General features: G+C 58.0%; 17 protein-coding genes and 1 tRNA gene. 6 read left to right on the top strand and 12 right to left on the bottom strand.

All coding sequences use genetic code 11. From position 1 onward, the window contains the following. Nucleotides 1-73: 73 nt before the first annotated feature. The 8 genes from M9Q49_RS11780 to M9Q49_RS11745 form a co-directional block, all read right to left on the bottom strand. The gene (locus M9Q49_RS11780) at nt 74-376 is read right to left on the bottom strand and encodes a DUF1580 domain-containing protein (RefSeq protein ID WP_254508942.1); all 303 of its coding nucleotides are present in this window, start codon (nt 374-376) and stop codon (nt 74-76) included. Between the two features lie 105 nt (nt 377-481). Beyond that, nucleotides 482-1,702, bottom strand: coding sequence for a hypothetical protein (locus M9Q49_RS11775; protein WP_254508941.1), 1,221 nt, complete (start codon nt 1,700-1,702; stop codon nt 482-484). A 116-nt stretch (nt 1,703-1,818) separates the two neighbouring features. Next, nucleotides 1,819-3,084, bottom strand: a complete 1,266-nt coding sequence (locus tag M9Q49_RS11770) for a tyrosine-type recombinase/integrase (RefSeq protein WP_254508940.1) — start codon at nt 3,082-3,084, stop codon at nt 1,819-1,821. Between the two features lie 118 nt (nt 3,085-3,202). Further along, a tRNA-Arg gene (locus tag M9Q49_RS11765) sits at nt 3,203-3,276 on the bottom strand. Nucleotides 3,277-3,464: 188 nt separating this feature from the next. Continuing rightward, nucleotides 3,465-4,310, bottom strand: coding sequence for a hypothetical protein (locus tag M9Q49_RS11760; RefSeq protein WP_254508939.1), 846 nt, complete (start codon nt 4,308-4,310; stop codon nt 3,465-3,467). A gap of 291 nt (nt 4,311-4,601) precedes the next feature. Further along, nucleotides 4,602-4,904: a hypothetical protein gene (locus tag M9Q49_RS11755; RefSeq protein ID WP_254508938.1), complete on the bottom strand. Its 303-nt coding sequence runs from the start codon at nt 4,902-4,904 to the stop codon at nt 4,602-4,604. 495 nt (nt 4,905-5,399) lie between these two features. After that, complete coding sequence (locus tag M9Q49_RS11750; RefSeq protein WP_254508937.1) at nt 5,400-6,455, bottom strand: lipid-binding SYLF domain-containing protein; 1,056 nt, start codon at nt 6,453-6,455, stop codon at nt 5,400-5,402. A gap of 174 nt (nt 6,456-6,629) precedes the next feature. Next, nucleotides 6,630-7,931 (bottom strand): Gfo/Idh/MocA family protein, encoded by a 1,302-nt coding sequence (locus tag M9Q49_RS11745; protein ID WP_254508936.1) that lies wholly within the window; start codon nt 7,929-7,931, stop codon nt 6,630-6,632. A 184-nt stretch (nt 7,932-8,115) separates the two neighbouring features. On the opposite strand from M9Q49_RS11745, the gene M9Q49_RS11740 reads away from it, so the two are divergent. From M9Q49_RS11740 to M9Q49_RS11720, 5 genes are all read left to right on the top strand, one after another. Continuing rightward, entirely contained in the window at nt 8,116-8,265 is a 150-nt protein-coding gene (locus tag M9Q49_RS11740; protein WP_254508935.1) for a hypothetical protein, read from the top strand. 114 nt (nt 8,266-8,379) lie between these two features. Beyond that, the gene (gene asnS / locus M9Q49_RS11735; RefSeq protein WP_254508934.1) at nt 8,380-9,768 is read left to right on the top strand and encodes an asparagine--tRNA ligase; all 1,389 of its coding nucleotides are present in this window, start codon (nt 8,380-8,382) and stop codon (nt 9,766-9,768) included. Nucleotides 9,769-9,936: 168 nt separating this feature from the next. Then, on the top strand, nt 9,937-10,329 hold the full coding sequence (locus tag M9Q49_RS11730; protein WP_254508933.1) for a rhodanese-like domain-containing protein: 393 nt from the start codon (nt 9,937-9,939) through the stop codon (nt 10,327-10,329). A 24-nt stretch (nt 10,330-10,353) separates the two neighbouring features. Further along, nucleotides 10,354-11,124, top strand: coding sequence for a DUF480 domain-containing protein (locus M9Q49_RS11725; RefSeq protein WP_254508932.1), 771 nt, complete (start codon nt 10,354-10,356; stop codon nt 11,122-11,124). Between the two features lie 14 nt (nt 11,125-11,138). Further along, nucleotides 11,139-11,894, top strand: a complete 756-nt coding sequence (locus tag M9Q49_RS11720; protein ID WP_254508931.1) for an AAA family ATPase — start codon at nt 11,139-11,141, stop codon at nt 11,892-11,894. A gap of 37 nt (nt 11,895-11,931) precedes the next feature. Here M9Q49_RS11720 and bshB1 read toward each other — a convergent pair whose 3' ends face one another. The 4 genes from bshB1 to M9Q49_RS11700 are packed head-to-tail and all read right to left on the bottom strand — an operon-like array spanning nt 11,932 to nt 14,471. Beyond that, the gene (bshB1, locus tag M9Q49_RS11715) at nt 11,932-12,624 is read right to left on the bottom strand and encodes a bacillithiol biosynthesis deacetylase BshB1 (protein ID WP_254508930.1); all 693 of its coding nucleotides are present in this window, start codon (nt 12,622-12,624) and stop codon (nt 11,932-11,934) included. A gap of 58 nt (nt 12,625-12,682) precedes the next feature. Further along, on the bottom strand, nt 12,683-13,066 hold the full coding sequence (locus M9Q49_RS11710; protein ID WP_254508929.1) for a hypothetical protein: 384 nt from the start codon (nt 13,064-13,066) through the stop codon (nt 12,683-12,685). Between the two features lie 47 nt (nt 13,067-13,113). Continuing rightward, entirely contained in the window at nt 13,114-13,530 is a 417-nt protein-coding gene (locus M9Q49_RS11705) for a hypothetical protein (protein ID WP_254508928.1), read from the bottom strand. After that, nucleotides 13,527-14,471, bottom strand: a complete 945-nt coding sequence (locus M9Q49_RS11700) for an MBOAT family protein (RefSeq protein ID WP_254508927.1) — start codon at nt 14,469-14,471, stop codon at nt 13,527-13,529. The genes M9Q49_RS11705 and M9Q49_RS11700 overlap by 4 nt, the downstream gene beginning before the upstream one ends. 150 nt (nt 14,472-14,621) lie before the next feature. Between M9Q49_RS11700 and M9Q49_RS11695 the strand changes: the two genes are divergently transcribed. Beyond that, a complete protein-coding gene (locus M9Q49_RS11695) occupies nt 14,622-15,659 on the top strand; it encodes an ROK family protein (RefSeq protein ID WP_254508926.1) in 1,038 nt (345 codons plus the stop codon). Nucleotides 15,660-15,760: the final 101 nt, after the last annotated feature.

Below are 15,760 nucleotides of genomic sequence, written 5' to 3'. Positions count from 1 at the left end.
AATCGGGTACTTAAATTCTGTGGTTTTCATGTGACATTTTGGTTCTTAATTACCGTTCATATGCAAGCCATGCTTACCAGCCGCTGCTCTCCAGCTCACGATCAGCGCCATCGTCGCCTCGCGATCCACCAGTCGCGCCAATGCCGGAGCCACCCTTTGCAGCCGTAAGCGCCGCGCAGAATCGCGAGAAGGCCTCCAAGCTCGTCATCCATGTTCCCCCGACGCGAACGGCTTCAAGTTTCACGTCATCAATTCCGGGGCTTCGATAGCGGTGGATTGACGAGATGTGCACTGGCCGTCCCCTGCGGCGGGACGGAATCCGCTTCGCAACTTCGGCGAACGTGACAAGAGTTTCATTGAGCAAGTCGCTGGGCATAGAGATCCTCGCGTTCGATGGCTAAGATTCACATCGTTACGCGAAGATTTATACCGAGGCGTTGTTGCCGGGCGGTTGCACTTTTCGTTGCAATTGCGCTGCAATCTACAACGCCTGTGCCACAGTGGTATCGTCCTCAAGAGCCCAGCTTCCACCGTGGGCGCCGTCGATCATTACCTCTAGCGGGCGGATTTGTTTACGCAGACGACACAATTGGGAACGAATCGAGCTTTCTTCCGGCATGTCTGCGTTTCCGCCGAAGCCACCCCAAAGGCTTGAAAGTTCTGAGTAGTCCAGGCAGTTTTTCCCGCGGTCGATGAATGCTTGCATGAGTTTACGGCCGAGTCGGCTTCGCAATACTACGGGCTCAATGTAACCTTGGCGGTAAAGTAAGCGACCTTCCAGGCGCAGGCCTAGGTGGTGGCGAGTTTCAGAATCTGCGCCAGTCTGGCTGGTTGATGTTCTTACTAGTGATAAGTCAACCGATTCTGGACGATCGCTTGGTTCAATCGCCCTAGTTTGTGTCTCCGCGGGTTGCGAATCGCCATCTGCATATACCGCACTGAAACGCATGGCAATCAGTTCAGCCGTCGCGGCGGGCGCGAGGGTCTGGCAGGCAGATGGTAGAGAGTCGGCTGGCAAGCCCAACTGACGCCAACGCAGCGAGACTTCTTTCCAAAATTGTTGCGGGATCGCTTCGATCCTAACTGGCAGCTGTGGCAATTGTCGCGGGATAGTGTCACGACCCGACTGTTGTGCTTCCCAGCCTAGCTGAGCAACTTCAACCTGTTCGGCGCAGGACAAATACCGATACGCCGGTAGCGGATGAATGGCTTGGTCGACGCTCTCTGCGAAATTGAGGCATCCAATCAGTTCGTTAGAAACGGAGTCAAGGACGGTGTTCCGCAGCATCGCCAGCAGATCGGACACACCAGCAAGAAGTTGTTGGCAGAGAGTTTCGAAAAAGTGGCGTGAAAATCCACCGCAGTTCTGATTCTCATTACGCAAGCGTGTTTCAGCGTCAAACAAGAAGTCGGCGTGCCACTCCGAAGCAATCTCTGTAATCCAGAGTTCTTCGACTTCCCGAATCAGATTTACGAGTCGCATTCGCGAAACTTCGTCTGGATAGAGTCCGCGACTCGCGAGCCGAAGATCGGAAAAGACGTGGCTCACTGTTTCACTGGCGATCGGGTTGCAAGTCAGCCAAGTAACCTGCATGAAATGTTCGAGCTTGTGAATCAGGCGACCAAAAACCCAGGCCGCATGTTGCGGGACGTTCAAGTCAAACTCAGTGTTGCGACTGGCGACATCATTGAACGACGACATATTGCACCTTCGTCAAAAAGTAACCGCACTTGAAATGCGAGAACGGATGGGAGTTTCGGACCTCGTATCGCATTAAGAAATTGGAAGGCAAATCGCGAGACTTCTCGCCCGTATGACTAGCCTGTCTTTCGAGCGATCGTAATCGCCAACTCCAGGTTACGCTCGGCATAAACCTCTGTCACGTTGGCATGCACATGCCCGAGGGTTACTTGGGCGCCTTCGATGCCGAACTGCTTGCGGACCTCTGTGGCTCGCGAGTGCCGCAGCTGCAGCGGACACCAATTGGGGACGAGCGGAAGTTTGGCCTTGGCTCGATCGACATTGGCCCGTTTGATCGCATATTTGATCGCCCGACCGTAGGAATCCACGTCGTAGTGATCACGTTTCGGCCGCTTTGATTTTCTGCGTTTCGCAGCGGCGCGCCGCCGCTCGCGTGCGCGGAGTTCACACGGGTAGATCGGTGTTTTGCGGTTGGGGTTGCGGTTTTCCGCTTTCGCGGAATTCCGATACTCCTCGGCCGCCCGCGGCGAGAACAAACACTGTTCAGTGGACAACGACAAGAAGGGGCGAATGACCTGCTGTGCCTTAGGGCCGAGCGGGATCGTGCGTGAATGGTCACGCCACTCTGTTTTGTGATCTTGAGGTTGATAGATCCAAACATCCCCGGACATGTCGATGTCGCAGGCCCGAATGATCACGACTTCGCCGGGCCGAGTACCGGTAAGCCGCTGAAGCTGAACCATGGCAGCGACCTGTGGGGACAGGTACGGCAGAATTGCATCGACCCACACATCCGCAACGGGCTTCACGGGCGGTGCCTCGTGAGCCGTCGTTTTGCCACGCCGGAGCCCGGAGACGGTCGCCAGACCATGCGATACGGACGCGGGAACCAATTCTTCGCTGACCGCCCATTTGAAGAACCGCTTAATCCGCATGATCCGGTGGTTGATCACGCGACGACAGAGTTCCTTTCCGTCGACCAGATGCTGGCGGACTGCCTTCAACTTCAACGGCCCAAACTCGCGAGCCAACGTGTTGCCGTACAGTTTGCGAAGCGGCCGCAAAGCGTACCGCATTTCCACAAGTTCCTTCGTGGGTTTGCCGTTTTTGACGTAATAGCCTTGCGCGAACGTCCGATACCTTTTCAGGACCTGGGAGAGCGTCAGGGTAAAGCCGGCGGCAGCAACTTCCGCATCTCGCTGCTGCAGATGCTCCTCCTGAGCCACACGGAATTCGGCGATCAGTCGTTCGTACTCGGCGTGGCTCTCCGGAGTGCCGTAGAGGCCGATGTAATGGTCCTGCTTGTTGATCCGGACGACGGCCTTGCCTGAGGCTTTGTGCAGGCAATAAGCGGGAGGGGCCTGGTGGGGTTTGCGCGGCATAAGAATCTCCTTCTCGGGGATTCGTCCGTAAAATACGGAGGAATCCGAGTCGTGAGACCGCGCTGCCGTCACATAGGCAGGTACGCTAACTTGAGCGTTCGGCAAGACTTAGAACTAGTACACCCAGGAGGGCTCGAACCTCCAACCTTCGGTTCCGTAGACCGATGCTCTATCCAATTGAGCTATGGGTGCGTGGTGCTCAACCGGAATCTTGCTGGCGGATGAGTCCGCCGTTGAGCCGTTGAGTAAGCGAGCCAGTTTATCAATCCACGGGCAGTCAGGCAACATCCCCAAGGCGATCAATTGGTGCTCATTTCTACAAAATGAGCCGGGGCGCGAAATTGCGCCCCGGCGTGTTTAGCAAATTCGACGAATCGAGCCTAGCGAGGATTGGCAGGGGCCGGGTTCGCCGGTGCTGGATTGCGAGGGGCGTTTTCGCGACGGTCTTCGCGGCGATCCTGACGATCTTCGCGCCGTTCTTCGCGGCGGTCGTCACGGTCATTGTCGAAGTAGACGTCGGCGGGGAAGTCGTACGATTCACCGGTCATTTCCGACCAGCCCTTTCGCTGTTCTGGCGTCAGTGTCTCGTTGATGCGGTCGCGGTTGGTCTTCCAGCTGGCCGTGAAGCGCTTGTTGACCCCTTCGCGGTCGGTGCCATATTCGTTGGCGTAGGTATTCATTTCATCATTCCAATCGCGGTAGTAGCGATCGAAATTCTGCCGCTGGGCGTCGGTCAGCTTCAGCCGAGCCTGCACGGCTGGGTCGCGGAACGCGCCGTAGCCCTGGTATTGCAGATTTAGTTGGTTGTACCGATTCCGCAAATCGGCATCGGTAAAGACCTTGGCAGCCGCGCCGTTCACGCCCATGTTAAACGTGCCGTAAGCGGTGGCGACGTTTTGGTGGTACTGATCGTTGGGATTCGCGGGGACATCGACAACCACTTTGTTGTACGGCGTCCAGTACTGCGTGTAGGCGCTGTTCAGCGTGTTGTATTGGGTGTCGTCAATCTTCAATTGCCGCCGCACGTTGGCGTTGCCGAACCAGGGACGCTGGCCGTACAGGCGAAAATTGTTGCGATTGCCGGCGCGAACGTTCACACCCGGCGCTTGCACCCGCACGCCGCCAGGTTGATTTTCGACGCGCACTTGGGCGCTTGCCGAATCCAGCCCCGAACTCCCCAACAGAGCTGCAATGGCAGCTACCAAAACTCGTGTCGTCCAACTCATCTTTTCGTACCCTTGTATCAAGACAATGCTCTTCGCCTCTGGTTCGCCAAAAGCTGTGGGCAGTGCCGGAATGCAAGTGCGATGCCTCGCTGCAGCGAAGTACGCCAAACGGGCGTTAGAGTTGAATCTTTGACCAAGAAATGCCGTAAAGAGCCGATTGCTGGCAGATTTGGGTGGACGGCAATGAGCGCTCAGCGATCACGCTGATAGCGCACCGCTCGCAAAAAAGAAGGCTTTGCAACCAGAAGTTGCAAAGCGCGAGCGGAGAATAAGGCGAAGATCAGCTCGAACTTACTGAGCTTCGACGACAGCATCGCCTACATACAGTTGCAGAATCTGACTCTGCACTTTGATCGCGCGGATCAGCACCCAGATTTGCTCGGGCGTGAATTTCCGTGGATCGCTACGGGCCAGCGACTCGAGTTCTTCGGTCATGGCGGCGTGTTGGTCGGTGGCGGCTTGCAACCGCAGACCCATTTCACGCCAAGTGGCCGTCAGCCGCCGCTCGTCGCGCAACACTTCCACGTCGTTCGTGGAGTTGGCGAGCAAGAGGCAGAGCCGGGCCACATCCTTCGCCTCGGCGCCGGGTTGCATGGATTCAATTTTTTGAGCAAGTTCCTGGCAGTTCATATCTCAGCCTGTTCATCAAGCGGTGAAAATCGTTGCTGTTCTCATTGCCTGGGGAGAACGCGCTGGCCCGAGCATTTCGAAAAACGCTGTATTTCGAAAACGCTGCGTTTGGGGAAACGCAGGGCCGGCGGTCGGCAGACTCCGCTGCCGCCGTCGCCAGTTTCCGTTCGTCGCGGGCCCCACCGCTGGGAGCAAAGCTGCGTGTGCAGGACGCTGCTTTAAGGACCGGCCTGAATCGCCTTCCTGGCTCAGGCCTGCGAGCCGTTCGGTTAACTGACATTCGAACTTTAGCTCAGAAATGCAATCGCTGCCAGAAATTCGCAAGTTTCTATCCGCAAGAAAGTTACGGCCGACATTGCCGCACTTTGTGCATGTGTTTTATGGGATTTTCTCGCGCGTTAAATGTGGAAAATCCCCTGCCAAACGCTTGACGCGAATTGTCAGAATTCGCTGCCGAGGTTAGCGCACCACCGGGGCTGGAAACGCTCCCGGAGGGGGCGGCAACGATAGTTTTCCCTGGCCGCCTTCTGCCAGAGTTGCTGAATATTCCCGCAACAATTCGAGCGTAGCGCGGAAATCAAGTCTTTCGTTTAATTGACGAAATTGCGGGTCGCGTGCCACCGATTCAAAGCGCTGCAGTGTGGCATTGAGCGTTTCCGGAGGAGGCACTTTGCCGGCCGCAAAAACTTCGGCGGGCAGGGCCAGATAGCGTCGCCAATTCTCATCCAGCACACCGCTGAGCTGCGTCGCCGAGCGAGCGAGCTCTTGCTGAACTGCAGCCAGGCGAGCTGCACGATCGTCGACGGCGCCGGGCATTGGTGGCCCGAGTGGATCGACGACAACCACTTTGCCATCAGCAGCCGCAGTGTACTTCGTCAGGGTATCGAGCAGCTTCACTGCTGATTCCGGCGCGGGAGTCGGCAGGCCATTCGCGCCAGGTCGGTAGTAATTCATTTCCATTTGCTGCTCGAGTTGCAGCACACTGCCGTCGAGCGACACGCCGGCGAATAAACCGCGGCTGCGCGAGTACGAATAAATCTCGGCCCGCAGTTCTAAATCTGTCGACGCTTCAGCGCGACGGCCAACCGGGCCCGCCGCAGCCGCGATGTCGGCGCCGATTTTGAATTTGCCTTCGAGCAAACCTTCGACGCTCTTCTTCGATTTGAAGACGAGCACAAAATCGGTCGCCTGCGCACCGATCTGCCAACCGACGCTGCCGCCAGTGATCGAAACGAATCGTGGCAAACCAAATTGCCCCTTATCGCGAATCAGCACTACGCCGCGACCGCGCTGCACACCGGCCACGAGACCCACTTTGATCACGCCGGGAATGATCGCTACGGCGTGCGCATCTTCGAGCAACGTTTCCGGAATCTTCTTCACCGGCACGGCCATGATTTCGTGCAGCGCACTGTTGGCCTGCTCCACAATCCGCTGCTCATCGTTCGCGCGGACCGGTTTGCTCACCAGCAGAACACCAACGAGCAAAACCGTTGAAAATACGATTCGCCACATAACCGACTCCTTCCAGCAAGACTCCTGCAGCGCTAAAAGCGCAATTCGCCACGGGGACTGTATCACTCCCTACGTGGCGAAACAATTTCAGTTCGTCTGTGCTAGCTGCTGTCGCCGGCAAATTCTCGCATTGGCGAGGTCACCGGCGCAGCAGTCAGAATAATCGATTCGCGATTAAGAGAACTTCGTGCTGCCCGGCATTGGCACGGTCGGCACTGGCGTGTCGCCGAACTCAAGCTTCGGCGGCGAGAGATCTTCCTTGGAATTGAGGGCCATTTCCCAAGAGATGTTCTGACCGGTGTAGGTCGCCATGCGGCCCATGATGGCCAGCAGCGTGCTGGAGCACATATATCCGCCGTTGTTGATCGGCGTGCCATTGCGAATGGCGGCAAATAGCTCGACGTGTTCCTGGCGATACATGCTCGGCTTCGCGCCTTTGTATTTCCAAGTGGTATCGCCAGCCGTGATCTCGTGCCGCAGGATCTTGGCTCGACCCTTCGTGCCGAGGACGTAATCCTCGGTCTCACTGAAGCAGCCAGGCTGTTGGCGGGTGAAGGCGAAGCACTTCACGCCGTTTTCCCATTCGTAACACACGGCGTGATGGTCGTAGATGTTGCCCCACTGTTCGCCGGTGCGAACCTGGCGACCACCGAGACCAAAAGCTTGCTTCGGTGGCTTGTCGCCCATCAACCACATCGCCTTATCGAGGCTGTGGATGTGCTGCTCGACATTGTGATCGCCGCTCAGCCAGGTGAAATAGAGCCAGTTCCTCATCTGGTATTCCATCTCGCTCCATTCGGCCTTGCGGCCACGATGCCAGAGGGGCCCAGCGAGATAGTTTTCTTGAATGGCCACGATGTCGCCGATCATGCCGTCTTGAATTTGCTTGATCGTGTCGCGCACACCCAGGTCATACCGCCAGCACAGACCCGAGACGAGATTGAGGCTCTTCTGCCGGGCCATCTCTGACGATTCCATGACGTGCCGTACGCCGGGAGCATCGACCGCCACGGGCTTTTCGCAGAAGACGTGCTTGCCGGCTTCGATTGCAGCCCGCAAATGAGCCGGACGAAAACCAGGTGGCGAGCAAAGGAGCACCACATCGACATCGCTGGCCATCACTTGCTTATAAGCGTCGATGCCAACGAAGCAGTGGTCATCGTTCACTTCGAGTTGAGCGCCCAGCGGAGCTTTCAGAGCGTTGCGAGCCGCTTCGACGCGATCGCCGAAGGCATCGGCCAGGACGGTGATCTTGGCATTCTTATCGGCAGCCATCGCATCGACGGCAGCGCCGGAGCCACGGCCACCGCAACCGATGAGGGCCACCTTCAAGGTTTCGCTGCCGGCCGCATGCACCGAACGGGCGGTGGTCATGGCAGTGGCGACCGAGCCGGCCACGGCCAAGGCGGCAGAGGTCTTCAAAAAGTTGCGACGCGTGGGCAGAGACGATTCAGGATTGGAGGCGGGAACAGACATCAGCGATACTCTCCTGGAAGGTGGGAACGCACACCGGGGTTCGAGAACCATTTGTGCTGAATAAAAAAGCCGGCCGTTGCGCCGGGTTCATTATCTCTGGAAACTGACGGGCCGCAAGTTGCGAAACAGCGATCCAACTGCGCAGCCCATTTCGGCATTGGTACGATGCAGCGAGAGGTATCCCATGAAACGACTAGGACAATGGCAATGGCTGGTAACATGGTCGCCGCTGTGGCTTCCGGTCGCATTATTTATCTGCTACGCGTTCTACCACGATTTCACTGGCCGTGGTGAAGTTTGGAAATGGGTGCGCGAGAATGTTCTTTTCTGGTGAGGCACGAGCGCACACCAGATTGCGTTACCGCCGCCGGGTACTCCCGTGGCACTCGCGAATGCGTCAAAATGCGGGCTCAACGGGCTTATCGACAACGGACGCAAAGGACGCAGCATGGATCGAATCAGCGTGAAGCAGGCGCGGCAAAAGGGAGCCATCGGCCGTCAGGTCATTGTGCAGGGCTGGATCCGCACGCGGCGAGATTCCAAGGGTGGCTTCTCCTTTCTCGAACTCAATGACGGCTCGTCGTTGGGCAATCTGCAAATCATCGCCGAAGCCGCGCTTGAGAATTATGAATCCGAAGTGAAGCACCTCGGCGCTGCGAGCAGCGTAACGATCGAAGGCGAAGTGAAAGCTTCCGGCGGCAAGCAAGCGACTGAAGTTCTCGCGAAAAAGATCATCGTCCACGGCCTGGCCGATCCCGAGGCCTATCCGCTACAGAAGAAGGCCCACTCGCTCGAGAAGTTGCGCGAATGGGCCCACCTACGGCCACGCACGAACACTTTTGGCGCGGTGACTCGCGTACGGAATTGTGTGAGTCGCAGCATTCACAACTTTTATCAGGAAGAAGGCTTCCTCTACATTCATACGCCGATCATCACGGCCAGCGATTGCGAAGGGGCCGGCGCGATGTTCCGCGTCTCAACACTCGACCCCGATAAGCTGCCGCTGAAAGAGGGTAAGGTCGATTCGTCGCAAGACTTCTTCGGCCGGCCGGCGTATCTCACGGTCAGCGGCCAATTGAACGCCGAGATTTTTGCCTGCTCGCTCGGCAAGGTTTATACCTTCGGTCCGACGTTTCGCGCCGAGAACAGCAACACGTCGCGGCACCTCGCCGAGTTCTGGATGGTCGAGCCCGAAGTAGCTTTCAACGACCTGAACGACAACATGGCTCTCGCCGAGCGGTTCCTCAAACGACTTTTCAGCGATGCCTTGAGCCAGTGCGACGAGGACATGAAGTTTTTTGCCGAGCACTATGACAAAGAAACGATCAGCACGCTCGAACAGATCATCGCGAAAGAGTTCATTCACTGCCCTTACACCGAAGCCGTCTCGATCCTCGAGAAGAGCGGCGAGAAATTCGACTTTCCAGTGAAATGGGGCATCGATCTGCAAAGCGAACACGAACGCTATCTTACCGAGAAGCATTTCAAATCGCCGGTGATCCTCTTCGACTATCCGCGTACGCTCAAGCCGTTCTACATGCGTGTGAACGACGATGGCAAAACGGTGCGGGCGATGGACGTGCTGGTCCCCAAGGTCGGCGAAATCATCGGCGGCAGCCAGCGCGAAGAACGGCTCGATGTTCTTACGCAGCGGATGGGCGAACAGCACCTGCGGCCCGAAGATTACTGGTGGTATTGCGACCTCCGCCGCTTCGGCACGGTCCCTCACGCTGGCTTCGGCTTGGGTCTCGAACGCGCCGTGCAATTCATCACCGGCATGCAGAATATTCGTGATGTGATTCCCTTCCCGCGCACGCCGGGGAGTGCAGAGTTTTAGTCGCAGCGAATAGCATTTGAATTGAATTACTCCCTCGCCCCTGTACTCAGGGGAGAGGGCCGGGGTGAGGGGCCGAAGCGGTATCGACTCTATTTGCACTTCTGCCCCGCACACTATCCTCTCCCCGTGACGTGGCGAGGGAACAAATACAAACCCAGGGAAAATCCCATGAAATACTTCATCGCCTTAGTACTCGCTCTGACATTCTCACTTCCACTTTTTGCTCAAAAGCTCACTCATTCCCAAGACTCAATCGACACAATCAAAGAAAACCTCAAGGCGGGCAAAGCCGTGATGGTGGACGTTCGCGAACCCGACGAATGGGACCTCGGGCATCTCGATGGCGCCATCCATCTGCCGACTACCCAACTCGAAAACGCCACGAAGCGGGCTGAGCTGATCAAGAAGCTCGACAAGAACAAAATCATCTATACGCACTGCAAAGCCGGCTACCGCGCGCTCAGCTGCGCAGAACTTCTGAAGGCCGAAGGCTTTGATGTGCGGCCGCTCAAGTCGGGATATCAACGGCTGATTGCTGACGGATTTGAAAAAGCCAAGTAACAAAACGAGATAGAAAGCCTCCCCATGTCCGATACCGAGAACAAACCTCAATGGCAGCCGATGAACTCGCGTCAGCGGCGGGTCTTTGGCGTGCTGGTTGAAAAAGCGAAGACCACGCCCGATGCCTATCCGATGACGCTCAACGGCATCGTCACCGGTTGCAACCAGAAAAGTAATCGCGAACCGCTGATGACCCTCTCGCCCGAAGATGTCGAGCAGATTCTCGATGAACTGCGAGCCATCAACGCGGTGACCGAAGTGCAAGGGAGTGGCCGCGTCGCCAAGTACCGGCACCACGCTTATGAATGGCTGAGCGTCGACAAGTATGAGATCTCGGTCATGACCGAGCTTCTCCTGCGTGGCGAACAAACGCTCGGCGACTTGCGAGCCCGCGCTGCCCGCATGGAGCCGATCGCCGATCAGGGTGCGCTGAAGAACATCGTCGACGGCCTGCTGAAGAAGAACCTGATGGTCGAACTATCGCCGCCGGGTCGTGGCCAGATTGTGTCGCACAATTTGTACAAAGAGCGCGAGATCGTTGAACTCCGCGCTCAGTACAAGAACCACGTGGCCCCTGAACGTTCGTACGAAGACGATCGTCCGGCGCCGGCCGCTCCCCGTCCCGTCACTTCCTCGCCAGTTGCCGCCGCTCCGGCCGCACCTACCGTTCCGCAAGTTCGCGGCGTGACTGCCGATGACTTCGCCGAACTCCGCGTGGAAGTCACCGAACTGCAAGCCGACGTCGCTCGGTTGCGCGAGCAAGTGCGGCAACTCGAAGCATTCCTCAAGTCCTAACCGCGGGAATCGGAATGGCCTGGGAAAACGAGCCCCGATTTCTGCACGGCATCGCATTGCGGCGGGGTTCAGTCTCGTCGTTCGACGTCTTTCCCTACGCGATCCCCACGATCCGCCAACTGCAGTCGTTGCAGTTTCATCCGCGCGTCACTTTTTTCGTCGGCGAGAACGGCGCCGGCAAGTCGACACTCCTCGAAGCCATCGCGCTTGCCGAGGGGTTCAATGCCGAGGGAGGTTCACGGCGGCATGCTCAGTTCAAAACCCGCGATTCGCACGACGACGAGCTGTGGAAGAACATCGAGCTGAACCGCGGCGGCGGCAAGCGTCTCGCACGCAGCGATAGTTACTTCGTGCGCGCCGAGAGTTTCTATAACCTCGCCAGCTACCTGGACGACGTCGGCTCAAACGCCGCGGGCCCGTTCAGCCAGGCCCTGTCGTATCATCAGCAGTCGCACGGCGAAGCCTTTATGAACTTGATGACCAGCCGGTTCGGCGGCAACGGTCTGTACCTGCTCGACGAACCCGAGGCAGCCCTCTCGCCGCAACGGCAACTCGCATTTCTCGCTGCCTTACACGAACTGGTTCAGCGCGGCTCGCAATTCATCATCGCCACCCATTCGCCGATCGTGCTCGCCTATCCCGACGCGCACATCTACCACTTCGGTGAACGCGGCATCGAATCGATCGCCTACGAAGACACGGAGCACTACAAAGTGACACGGGCGTTTCTGTTGCGACGGGACATCATGCTCAAGGAACTGATGGAATAGTTCGTCGCAGTGCAGCCAGCCAAAAGCAGAACTCCAACTAAATAAATTCCGCCATGCCTTTCACACCCAGAGGTTCGCGGGCCGCAAATGGTTCGCCGTATTTCGTGCCGATGGTTTTGCCCCAGTAGGCTGCTTCATCGCGCAACGCGTCGATGAATGTCGGCGGTTCGGTCGAGCGGCCGGTGATGAACTGGCTTTCGTAGCAGCGGATCGAGGCCAGTTTCTTTTCCCAGAATTCGCTGATGTCGAGAATGAACGCAGGTTGAGCGGCTTGCTTCAGATGGACGCAGTAGTAGTTGAAAATCCGCTGCGGATGAAACGGCTCGCCTGGCATGTCGGTCTTGCTCAGCTTGGCCCAGAAGCGGGCCGCCTCGATCAGCTGCGTCGCCGCAACGTGATCGGGATGGGCATCGACCCAGTAGGGCGCGAACAGCCACTTCGGCCGCAACTGACGAATGACTCCGGCTAGCTTTGCGCGCGCTTCCAGCGTGGGCTCCAAACTTCGATTCGGCAGGCCGAGATTTCCCCGCCAATCGAGACCGAGAATTTCCGTCGCCGCCGCCGTTTCTTTCGCACGTATTTCTAGCGAGCCATGCGGCGTCGGCTCACCGCTGGTCAGGTCGAGCACGCCGACCTTTTTGCCTTCGGCTTTGAATTTGAGAATCGCGCCTGCCATGCCGAGTTCGGCGTCGTCGGGATGTGGGGCGATGACGAGATAGTCGAGTTGCATACGTTCTTCCTGCGGTTCGCGGGCGGTTTCAGGAGTATACCAGCGACAGCGGCGAATCTTACGCAGGCTTTTTGCTGAATTCGAAGGCTCCGATAAACACGGGGTCGCGTGGCATTTCGCGCAACTCGGCTACGGCTGGATCGTACTTAAAATCAAACTGCGCCATGAGCCAGCGGCCTGCCGTTAAGCCCGCCTGCTGAGCACCGGCAAGTGCGGCCTCGCGAAATGACTCCGACCACGAGATGGCGACCAGCAATTCGGCGAGCGGCAGCGCCTGCTCGCGAATTGTGCATTCCTGAAAGTCCGCATCGGCGAAATCAACTCGGTATTGGTCCCGCAGAAAATCCGAACCGTCTTCAACCAGCGACTGACCAACCCACAACGAGACGAAACCCACTTCTTCAAAGCACAGCTCATCCATTTCGTACGTGTACTCGTCCACGAGACCTCCATTGAGTCCCTTCGTTCGGATGTAAGCGGCGGCGAATCTTACGTGAGCCGAAAAGCGGCCCAGCTAAAGACGCCGACGAAAAACAGGAAGAAGCCAGTCAGCAGATGATAACCGGCGAACAGCCACCAGGTTTTTAAATGCTCCTTCACTCGCAGGATCGGCTGCAGACTGACGCGAATTCCCCAAAACGTCGCAATGTAAGCACACACCGACCGCGCCAGCAAACCGCCGCCTGCCAATTCCCGCGAGTTGACGACCGCGATCACTCCGAGCGCTATGATCGAGAGCACGACATATCCGCCGTAAACCCAATACATCTGCCGGTGGAGCGGCGACAGCGACTTGAACTCCTCTTTCCAGTTCAACCGGATCGGCACGAGGGCAGACGCGACCAGTACGCTCAGCTGAGCCCAGCCGGCGGTGAAGATCAGGTTGGTCAGAGTTTCGGTAGTCACGATATCGCTCCAATCGCTTGCAGGAAGGGAAGCACAATGCGCTCGACGAACACGGGTGTGAAGAGCAGAGGCGCCGGCACGATCAGCAGCAATGCGGCGAACAACCAGCCGCGCCAACCGCGAGCGAGTCCGAAATGCTTTCCCAATTTTGATCGCTCAAAGAATATTCCCGTCGCTTGAATCACAAAAAACAGCGTCGGCAGTCCCCAGCCAGCTCCCGCCGAACCCGAGATGACGACGTCGTGAATGACTCCGCTGAAGAGGAATCCGATTAGCAGCGCGCCACGTGCTCCAATCAACAATGTCAAAGGGCGGAACAAACTGCGATGCGTCAGATCGCGAAAGGCAGTGTTCCAGCGATTCGCCCAAAAGTCGGCAAGGCTGATCGCAGCAATCGGCCAATGCATGAGGGGCCTAGCTTCGATGCCGATGCTCCGCCATGCGCACGAGAGCAAATGCAGCAGGCCAAAGTGCAGGCAGAAAACGATCCCCGCCATGCCGAGCCAGCCAGCTAGATAAGGCGACGCAGTCGGGACTCGCCGCGCAACCAAAAACACCAGGGCGAACCCAGCCACCGCCTTGCTCGCTGCGAACCACCATTCGCCGCTCGTCGGCGCTGCGACTCGGGCGAGATCCGGCTTCCGCAGAAAGCCGTTGGGATCCAGGCCGGGCCAGGCAAGCAGATATGCGACCTGCCGCCACCCAGGGGCGTCCGTCGGCGAAGCCGTCGCCCAGGTCAGCCATTTGCAACCCGCAAAAACGGCGACCGACAGCGTCCACATAATCGCCCACCGCGGTTGGCTCGCTGGAAACAGCAACAGCACGCCGGCTGGCAGGACAATCAGCGGCAGCCAGTGCATCGACATGCCCGCAGCAGCCTTGGCTGAAATCGGCCTCTCAGAAATGTCGGCGGCAACCACAGTCGTAAGCTTCCCAGTCATTTGAGTTGAATCGCTATTCCAACCGCAGTTGCCAGCAGCCTTTAACCACGCTCCTTGGCACAGGAACTGCATATCCGCCCGTGGCAGCTTTGGCCCTCGCTTTCTATACTTTGACGCACGGTTCCTGTTCCCCCACACGGACGGTTGGCAATGACGGCGCATGTAAAAACGGTTTCGGCAGCGGAGGCCAAATGGCCGTTGTTCCTCGGCATCGACGTGGGGGGGACGAATATCAAGCTGGGTGTCGTCGATGATCTCGGCCGTACGCTGGCTCTCACGAAGGTCGCCACGCTCGAGGAAGAAGGGCCCGAAGCGGCCATTTTGCGCGCCCGGGCCGCGACCGATGCGATGTTGCGGGGCATCGAGCTCGGACGGAACGATCTTTCGGCGATCGGCCTAGCCACGCCGGGGACGATGGACATTCCCCGCGGCATGCTGCTGGAACCGCACAATCTGCCGCACTGGTACCACTTTCCGATCCGCGACCGCGTTAGCCAGGTGTGGGGCCTGCCGACCTCGTACGCCAACGATGCCAATGCGGCCGCGTACGGCGAATTTTGGGTCGGTCGCGGTGCCCAATATCACAGCATCGTCTTCCTCACGCTGGGCACGGGCGTCGGCGGCGGCATCATCATCGGCGATCTCTCGATCGATGGCGAAAACAGCCACGGCAGCGAATGCGGCCACATTGTCATCGATTGCAATCCCACGGCCCGCATGTGCGGCTGCGGCAAACGGGGCCATCTCGAAGCCTATTGCAGTGCGACGGGCCTGCTCAAACACACCGAAGCCCTGCTGGCCGAAAATCCGAAAACTTCGCTCCTCAACCGACTTTCCGACGCCCAGCCTCTCACGCCCAAAATGATCGCCGAGGAGGCCGAGAAGGGGGACAAGTTTTGTCTCGACCTGATCGACGAATTGGCTACTTATCTGGGCTTTGGCGTGATTAGTTTGATGCACACCATCGATCCGGGGGCCGTTTTGCTGGGCGGGGCGATGAATTTTGGCGGGCCCGGCGATCCGCTGGGGGAGCGATTTATCGGCCAGGTTCGCTCGATCGTCCGCCAACACGCCTTTCCCATTCCCGCCCAGCGTACTACCATCGATTTTGCGCTGTTGGAGGGGGAAGCCGGCTACATCGGCGCTGCCGGCATCGCCCGTTTGGCCTGGCACCGAAAAAAGGCCTGACGACGTTCTGTAGCTGAATTCGCCAGAATTCAGACTGCGTATTCGCAGTAAACGTCTGCGTACCCGCAGCAACAGCAGCAACAGACTGCACTGAATTCTGG

It is taken from the genome of Anatilimnocola floriformis (genome assembly GCF_024256385.1).
Lineage (GTDB): Bacteria > Planctomycetota > Planctomycetia > Pirellulales > Pirellulaceae > Anatilimnocola > Anatilimnocola floriformis.
Note: the sequence above shows the minus strand (reverse complement) of the source record. Positions and strands in the feature narration are given on the sequence as shown.